At 72.5% G+C, this 7211-nt stretch carries 6 protein-coding genes; 4 read left to right on the top strand and 2 right to left on the bottom strand.

Going from position 1 to position 7211, the window contains the following annotated elements; all coding sequences use genetic code 11:
- The first annotated feature begins 139 nt into the window (after nucleotides 1-139).
- Both AB0B89_RS33490 and AB0B89_RS33485 read left to right on the top strand, forming a co-directional pair.
- Nucleotides 140-979, top strand: a complete 840-nt coding sequence (locus AB0B89_RS33490; protein ID WP_358560815.1) for a CehA/McbA family metallohydrolase — start codon at nucleotides 140-142, stop codon at nucleotides 977-979.
- 133 nt (nucleotides 980-1112) lie between these two features.
- Nucleotides 1113-3950, top strand: coding sequence for an alpha-mannosidase (locus AB0B89_RS33485; protein ID WP_358560812.1), 2838 nt, complete (start codon nucleotides 1113-1115; stop codon nucleotides 3948-3950).
- Nucleotides 3951-3994: 44 nt separating this feature from the next.
- On the opposite strand, the gene AB0B89_RS33480 is transcribed toward AB0B89_RS33485, so the two are convergent.
- A complete protein-coding gene (locus AB0B89_RS33480; protein WP_262844534.1) occupies nucleotides 3995-4204 on the bottom strand; it encodes a ubiquitin-like protein Pup in 210 nt (69 codons plus the stop codon).
- A 206-nt stretch (nucleotides 4205-4410) separates the two neighbouring features.
- Between AB0B89_RS33480 and AB0B89_RS33475 the strand changes: the two genes are divergently transcribed.
- Nucleotides 4411-4629 carry a hypothetical protein gene (locus tag AB0B89_RS33475; RefSeq protein WP_358560809.1) on the top strand — a complete coding sequence of 73 codons (219 nt, stop codon included), beginning with the start codon at nucleotides 4411-4413 and terminating at the stop codon, nucleotides 4627-4629.
- 121 nt (nucleotides 4630-4750) lie between these two features.
- Entirely contained in the window at nucleotides 4751-5629 is an 879-nt protein-coding gene (locus tag AB0B89_RS33470; RefSeq protein WP_358560806.1) for a serine/threonine-protein kinase, read from the top strand.
- Between the two features lie 68 nt (nucleotides 5630-5697).
- On the opposite strand, the gene dop is transcribed toward AB0B89_RS33470, so the two are convergent.
- Nucleotides 5698-7211, bottom strand: a 1514-nt coding sequence (dop, locus tag AB0B89_RS33465; RefSeq protein WP_358560803.1) for a depupylase/deamidase Dop, incomplete at its 5' end; no start/stop codon positions are given.

The raw sequence follows: 7211 nt of genomic DNA, 5'->3' as shown, positions 1-7211 counted from the left end.
TATCTCGGCTACCTGTCCGACTCCCTCGTCCCGCTGCTCGCCATCTGCGCGGTCGTCCTCGCGGCCACGGCGGCGGGCGCGGTCCTCGGGCCGACCCGGCTCCCCCGGCCCGCCCGGCGCTCCGCCGCCCTCCCCCGTCGTGCCCGCCTCGGCACGGCGGGACCTTCCTGAGCTGGACGGCCTGCGGTGGCGGGCCGGGGAGCTGCACGCCCACACCGTGCACTCCGACGGCTCCCTGACCGTGACCGAGCTGGCCCTCCTGGCCCGCTCCGAGGGCCTGGACTTCCTGGCCGTCACCGACCACAACACCGTCAGCCACCACGCCGAACTGCCCGCCGTGGCCTCTGCCGCCGGGATCACGCTGATCCCCGGCCAGGAGGTCACGACCGACCTCGGCCACGCGAACGCCTTCGGCGACCTCGGCTGGATCGACTTCCGCGAGCATCCCGACGCCTGGGCGCGAGCCGTACGCGATGGGGGCGGGCTGCTGTCGGTCAACCATCCCCTGGCCGCCGACTGCGCGTGGCGGCACCCGTTCACCGAGCGCCCCCGTACGGCCGAGATCTGGCACTCGGGCTGGTGGGACCGGACCTGGGGAGCGCCCCTGTCCTGGGCGCAGGCCTGGCGCGACGACCTCGTGTTCGTCGGCGGCGGCGACTACCACCGGCCCGAGGAGAACCATCCGCCCGGCTCCCCCTGCACCTGGGTGCTCGCCGCGGACCACGGCGATCCGGCCGGCGGGGGTTCGGCGATCGTGGAGGGCGTCCGCGCCGGGCGCACCGCCGTCTCGTCCGGCCCCTCCGGGCCGCTGCTGCTGCGGCACGGGGACGAGTTCCTGGTGCTCGGCGGCGACGGGCTCGTCCTGTGGGGCTCCGAGCACCGGTCGGTGATCCGCGGCGACCGCGTGACCCTGCCCGCCCGTCGCGGCCCGCACCGGCTGGAGACCACACGGAACGAGGTCATGGCCCTGTGCACCTGAACGCCGCGCACCAACACCCTCCGCATCCGAACCCCGCGCACCCGGGCTCTGTGCACCCGGGCTCTGTGCATCCGGACCTCGTGCGCCTGGATGTTCCGCGCCTGACCCCGGCCGTCTCCTGGAGGGAACCGCGTTGAGCGAGATCGTCGTCGTCCCCCACACCCACTGGGACCGCGAGTGGTACCTGCCCTTCCAGCGCTTCCGGATGGGGCTGGTCCGGATGCTCGACGAGGTGCTCGACACCATGGCGGCCGAACCCGCCTACCGGTTCACCATGGACGGCCAGCTCGCCGCCGTCGAGGACTACCTGGAGATCCGGCCCGAGCGCCGTGCCGACATCACCAGGTTCGTCACCGAAGGGCGCTTCGCCGCCGGGCCCTGGACCATCCTGGCCGACGAGTTCCTGTGCTCGGGCGAGACCCTGATCCGCAACCTGGAGTACGGCCTGCGGGGCGCGCGGGAGCTGGGCGGGGCCATGGAGGTGGGGTACCTCCCCGACCAGTTCGGGCACTGCGCCCAGATGCCGCAGATCCTCGCCCTGGCCGGGCTGCCGGTCGCCTGCCTGTGGCGCGGGGTCCCCCAGTCGGTCGAGCGCGACGCGTTCGCCTGGAAGGGGGCCGACGGCACGGTGATCCGCACCCAGTACCTGCCGGGCGGCTACGGCAACGCGGTCGCCCTGTTCACCGGGCCCGCCGAGGGGCTGGCCGACCGTCTGGAGGCGTTCACCTCCACCATGCGGGAGTGGCGTCCCGAGGGGCCTCTGCTGGCGATGTACGGAGCGGACCACTCCGCGCCCTCGGGGGACATCACCGCCGCCGGCCTGCGCCTCGCCACCCTCGGCGAGTACCTCGCCACCGCCGGCGTGGAGGGGCTCACGGTCGTGGAGGGCGAGCTGCGCTCCCATGCCCGGGCCAACATCCTGCCGGGGGTCATCTCCGCCCGGATCCGGCTCAAGCAGGTCATGGGACGGGCCGAGCGCGTCGTCACCCGCTACGCCGAGCCCCTGTCGGCGCTCTGGCTGGGCGACGGCGTCCCCGGCGGACACGGGACCGGCGGCCGAGCGGCGGGCGAGCGCACCGCGAGCGAGCGGCTGATCGAGCTGGCCTGGCGGGGCCTGGTCGCGTGCAGCGGCCACGACTCCATCACCGGGTGCGGCGCGGACGAGACCGCCCAGCAGGTCGAGGCGCGCGTCGCCGAGGCCGAGCAGATCGGGCAGGCGGTGGTCGACCTGGTGAGCGCCTCGCTCGCCGGAGGGGCCCGGCGTGACCAGCTCGTCGTCGTCAACCCCTCGCCGTTCGCGCGCACCGCGCTCGTCCTGGCCGATCTGCCGGAGGACCGGTCGTGCCTGACCGCGCCCGGCGGCTCGGCGGTGCCGGCGCAGCGGCTGGCCCGGGGGCCGCACCTGCTGGACGAGTCGTCCATGGAGGACCTCACGCGGCTCCTCGGGCGCGTCCACGAACGCGAGCTGTTCGGCCACGAGATCGTCTCCTGGTCGGCCGAGGGGAACGTCTTCACGGTCGTCGTGAGCCGCCACGCGACCACGGGGTACCAGTACGCCGATTTGAGGGCCGCCATCCTGGCGGCGGCCGAGGAGCCCGGCCCGTGGCGAGTGCGCACGGTGGCCGAGCCGGTGGTCACCGTCGCGGCCCGTGTGGAGGTGCCCGCGCTCGGACGTACGGTCCTGACGTCCGTGCCCGCGCCCGGACCCACGGACGCGCCCGGAAGCGCCGAACCGGCATCCTCGCCGCCCGCCGACGCCGGCGAGGCCCCCTCACCGGAGTCCCAGACGCGCGCTGGAAGGCTCCAGGACGGCGCTGGGCGGCCCGCGGGGGGTGATGGGGAGATCATCACCGAGGGGGTCGTGGCCAACGGCCTGCTGAGGGTCTCCGCCGCGCCCGACGGGACGCTGTCGCTGCGGACCGCCTCGGGCCTGCGGGCCGACGGCGTGGGTCGCATCGTCGACGGCGGCGACGCCGGCGACACCTACAACCACGCGCCCCCCGAGACCGACCGGCTGGTCGGCGCCCCCGCCTGGGTGAAGGTCGCGGCGATCTGCTCGGGGCCGCTCGTCTCGGTGATGGAGGTGTCCCGGGGATACCGCTGGCCGAGCCAAACCACGCCCGAGGCGCGCTCGGAGCAGGACGCCGAGGTCACCGTCACCACCCGCGTGGAGCTGCGGGCGGGCGAGCCGTTCGTGCGCCTTTCGACCACGTTCGCCAACCCGTGCCGCGACCACCGGGTGCGGTGGCACGCGGCCCCGCCCCGTGAGGCCGGGGAGTCGTACGCCGGCGGCCAGTACGCGGTCGTGCGGCGGGGGCTGACCGGCGAGGGCGGCTGCGGCGAGGTGCCGCTGCCCACCTTCCCCGCGTCGGGCTTCGTCGCCGCAGGGGGCCTCGCGGTGCTGCTCGACCACGTCAGCGAGTACGAGCTGGTGTGCCCGCCGGGGAGCGAGACGAGCGGGGAGCTCGCCGTGACGTTGCTGCGGGCGGTCGGCTACCTGTCGCGCGACCACAACGCCTACCGGGACGAGCCGGCCGGGCCGCAGATCGCCACGCCGGACGCGCAGTGCCCTGGGACCGTGACGACGCGGTTCGCGGTGCACCTCTACGACGGGACGTGGGACGAGGCGGGGCTCGTGCGCCTGGCCGAGGAGTACCACCATGACCTGCTGGCCGTGCCCGGCTCGGGGAGCGCCGGGCCGGGTCCCGAGGCCGCGGCCGGACCGGACTCGCCCCTGGAGGTGAGCGGCGACGGCGTCACGCTGGGCGCCCTGCGCAGGCGGGACGGGTGGCTGGAGCTGCGCCTGGTGGCCCAGCACCCGTCGGCCGCCGAGGCGGTCGTGCGGGGCCCGTTCACCGCCGCGCGGCTCGCGGACACCCTTGGCCGCCCGATCCGCCCGCTCGATGCCGCGGGCGGGGTCGTGCGACTACCGCTCCGCCCCTTCGAGATCGCGACGCTTCACCTCACCTGACCGGCGTTCGCGTGCGGGGGCGGAGCGGGCTGACCCCGTGGACCTTACTGACCGCCCTTTTGCACGTAGCTGCGGACGAACTCCTCCGCGTTCTCCTCCAGAACCTCGTCGATCTCGTCGAGGATCGCGTCGACGTCGTCGGTCAGCTTCTCCTGACGCTCCTGGACGTCCGGAGACGCCTGTGCCTCGGTCTCTTCGACCTCGGTCTCCTGCCGACTGGTCTGCTTCTGTCCGCCGGTGTCCTTCGTCGCCATGTGGTACCTCCGCTTGGGGGACGCATCTGATTCATATCTTCCCCGAACCGGACGACAATTCGCGCGGATCATTCGGTGATCTACGCGAGCCCGTCTGGAGGAGGGCCGTTCTGTCAGACAACCTCCCCGCAAGGGGCTATGGCAAATCAGCCGAATTGGTGTGATTTGTTCAACTGGACAGTGCCCCTATCCTGCTCTTCGCCCTGGTGGTCATGCTCTACGTCGACCAGGCCGACCTGTCGGACGGCCTCAGGCAGCTCGTGCGCGTGCTGGTCACGGCGGCGCCGATCCTCATGCCCCTGGGGTTCTTCCTGTCGGTCGTCCGCCCCGGCGACACGCGGCCCGGTAAGCTCATCTGGCTGACCGCCCTCGGCGGCGCCTGCCTGGCCGCGGGCACCCTCGTCCTGGGGATCGGCCTCGTGTAAATCAGATCGCCATCCCGTACCGTATGGCATTCTGTGGTGATCCACCCATTGGCATCCCGCTCCAGACGGAAGATGGAACGGCCGTGGGGGCAGGGCACGATGCCAAATGTGAACGGGTGAAATGAGAGCGGACCACGCACAGCTGCTAGGAGATCGGTACCGGCTGATCTCGCCGCTGGGCCAAGGGGGCATGGGTATCGTCTGGCGCGCGCACGACCGGCGCCTGGCACGCGACGTCGCGATCAAGGAGTTGCGGCCGACGCGCGACGACGAGCTTGACGTGAACACGGCCAGGCGCCACGCGCTGCGCGAGGCGCGGTCGGCCGCCAGGCTCAGCCATCCGGCCATCGTCACGGTGCACGACCTGCTGGAGGAGGACGGCCGGCTCTGGATCGTCATGGAGCTGGTGGAGGCCCTCACCCTGCAGGCGACGGCCTGGCACCTCGGGCGCCTCCCCGTGCACTGGACGGCCTGGATCGGCTTCCACCTGCTCAGCGGCCTGCGGCACGCCCACGCGGCCGGGGTCCTCCACCGGGACATCAAGCCCGGCAACGTGCTGCTGACCGGGGAACGGGTGGTCCTCAGCGACTTCGGGATCGCGGTGCTCCAGGGCGAGTCCTCGCACACCAACACCATGCCGATCGTGGGCTCGCCCGGCTACATCGCGCCCGAGCGGCTGCACGGCCATCCGGCGACGCAGGCGGCGGACCTGTGGTCGTTCGGCGCCACGCTGTACTTCTCGGTGGAGGGCAGGCCCCCGGCCACCGGGGGCGGGGACATCCTCGCGGCGCACGCCCCCGACGAGCCCCGCCCGCCGAGGCGCGCAGGAGCGCTGGGACCCCTTCTCCAGGGGCTGCTCGAACCCGATCCGGCGGAGCGGCTCACCAGCGAGCAGGCCGCGGTGGTGCTCTCGGACATCCTTCGCAAGGAGGGCATCGCGGTGCCCCCCATGCGGCTGACGGGCAGCGGGCTGTTCCCGCCCGGCGCCTTTACAATGTAGATCAGCACCGGGACGCGTCCCCACCCGCGGCGGTCTTCACCGCCGCGCCGGGGCTTGGGGTGGCCCGCTCAGCGTTCGCCGGTGAGCGCGCTGACCAGGTCGGCGGCCGTGCGGCACCGGTCGAGCAGCTCCCCCACGTGGGCCTTGGTGCCGCGCAGCGGCTCCAAGGTCGGCACACGCTGGAGCGACTCGCGGCCCGGGATGTCGAAGATGACCGAGTCCCACGAGGCGGCGGCGACCGACTCGCTGTACTGGCGCAGGCACCGCCCGCGGAAGTAGGCCCGGGTGTCGTTCGGCGGCAGCTCGATCGCCCGCTGGACGTCCTCCTCGGTCACCAGGCGCTGCATGCGGTCGCGCGCCACGAGGCGGTTGTACAGGCCCCGGTCCGGACGGATGTCGGAGTACTGCAGGTCGACGAGCTGGAGCCGGGGATGCGACCACGCCAGGCCGTCACGCGAGCGGTAGCCCTCCAGGATCTCCAGCTTGGCGACCCAGTCGAGCTCCCTGGACAACTGCATGGGGTCCTCGGCGAGGCGGGTGAGCACCGACTCCCAGCGGTTGAGCACGTCCTTGGTGAGATCGTCCACGGCGGAGCCGAAGCGGTCCTCGACGTACTTGCGGGCCTGCTCCAGATACTCCATCTGGAGCTGGACGGCGGTCATCTTGCGGCCGTCCCGCAGGGTGATCTCGTACTTGCAGGTCGGGTCGTGGGAGACGGCCCGCAGCGAGGCCACGGGGCTCTCGACCGACAGGTCACCGGTCAGGAACCCGTCCTCGATCATGGCGAGGACCAGCGCCGTGGCACCCAGCTTGAGGTAGGTGGAGATCTCCGACATGTTGGCGTCGCCGATGATGACGTGCAGTCGGCGATACTTCTCGGGGTCCGCGTGCGGCTCGTCACGGGTGTTGATGATCGGCCGCTTGAGCGTGGTCTCCAGCCCGACCTCGACCTCGAAGAAGTCGGCCCGCTGGCTGATCTGGAAGCCCTCGCCGCGCGAGTCCTGCCCGATGCCGACCCGGCCCGCCCCGCAGACGACCTGGCGGGAGACGAAGAACGGGGTCAGGTGCCTGACGATGTCGGCGAAGGGCGTCGCCCGCCGCATGAGGTAGTTCTCGTGGCAGCCGTACGACGCGCCCTTGTTGTCGGTGTTGTTCTTGTACAGCTGGATGGGAGCGTTCCCCGGCATCCCGGAGGCGCGGACCGCGGCGTCGTGCATCACCCGCTCGCCGGCCTTGTCCCAGATGACGGCGGCCCGCGGGTTGGTGCACTCGGGCGTGGAGTACTCGGGATGGGCGTGGTCGACGTACAGCCTCGCCCCGTTGGTCAGGATGACGTTGGCCAGCCCGAGATCCTCGTCGGTGAGCTGCGTGGGGTCGGCGATCTCGCGGGCCAGGTCGAAGCCGCGGGCGTCGCGAAGTGGATTCTCCTCCTCGAAGTCCCATCTGGCGCGGCGCGCCCGGGCGGCTGAGGCCGCCAGGTAGGCGTTGACCACCTGTGAGGAGGTCACCATCGCGTTCCACGATGAGCACGATGCCGAGCGTGAGCAGCAGGATGGCGAGCAGCGGCGCCAGCAGGTACGGC

The sequence above is a fragment of the Sphaerisporangium sp. NPDC049002 genome, assembly GCF_040649355.1.
Taxonomy (GTDB): Bacteria; Actinomycetota; Actinomycetes; order Streptosporangiales; family Streptosporangiaceae; genus Sphaerisporangium.
Note: the sequence above shows the minus strand (reverse complement) of the source record. Positions and strands in the feature narration are given on the sequence as shown.